Raw genomic sequence first — 1,012 nt, 5'->3', positions numbered from 1 at the left:
ATGGGTGAGGGCCTTCCGGGTTCGGTGTGGATTGCGACGTCTACACCGACCAGAAAGGCCCTCGTGGTCCACCGTAATGCACCCCTGACCGAGACTGGACGCCTGCGTCTGGCCCGCTGTGTGGTCGAGGAGGGCTGGCCGTTGCGGCGAGCCGCCGAACGCTTCCAGGTCTCACCGACCACAGCCCAGCGCTGGGCTGCCCGCTACCGGCACCTCGGCGAAGCGGGCATGACCGACCGCTCCTCGCGTCCTCGTCACAGTCCCGGGCGGACCCCGACCCGCACCGAGCGGCGCATCATCAAGGTTCGTGTCCTACGGCGCTGGGGCCCGGCCCGCATCGCCCACCACCTGCGACTGGTGCCCTCGACCGTGCACCGGGTCCTCACCCGGTTCGGGCTCGCCCGCCTGACCCATCTGGACCGTGCGACCGGACGGAACATACGCCGCTACGAACGCGAGAAGCCCGGCGAACTGGTGCACGTGGACATCAAGAAGCTCGGCAACATCCCCGACGGCGGCGGCCACAAGGTGCTGGGCCGCCAAGCCGGCCGCAAGACCCGCAAGAACGCCGGCTACAGCTACATCCACACCGCCGTCGACGACCACTCCCGCCTCGCCTACAGCGAGATCCACACCAACGAGAAGAAGGAGACTGCCACCGCCTTCTGGCAGCGGGCCCACGCCTACTTCACCAGCGTCGGAATCACCGTCGAACGCGTCCTGACCGACAACGGCGCCTGCTACAAGTCCCACACCTGGCGCGACACCCTTGCAGCGGCCGGGATCACCCACAAGCGAACCCGCCCCTACCGGCCACAGACCAACGGCAAGGTCGAACGCCTCAACCGCACCCTGCTCGACGAGTGGGCCTACGCCCGCCCCTACCAATCAGAGCAGGAACGACGCGACGCGTTCCCCGGCTGGCTGCACACCTACAATCACCACCGCGGACACACCGCGCTCGCAGGCAAGCCACCCGCCAGCCGCGTCCCCAACCTCACAGGGCAATACA

The 1,012-nt window shown here is 68.3% G+C and carries 1 protein-coding gene; it reads left to right on the top strand.

The features are described from left to right. Positions 1–63: 63 nt before the first annotated feature. Positions 64–1,012: IS481 family transposase (locus tag AB0L33_RS35120; RefSeq protein WP_365687828.1), on the top strand; the 949-nt coding region annotated here is incomplete at its 3' end.

Source organism: Streptomyces sp. NPDC052299 (assembly GCF_040679335.1).
Classification (GTDB): Bacteria; Actinomycetota; Actinomycetes; order Streptomycetales; family Streptomycetaceae; genus Streptomyces.
This window is presented reverse-complemented; position numbering and strand designations above follow the sequence as displayed.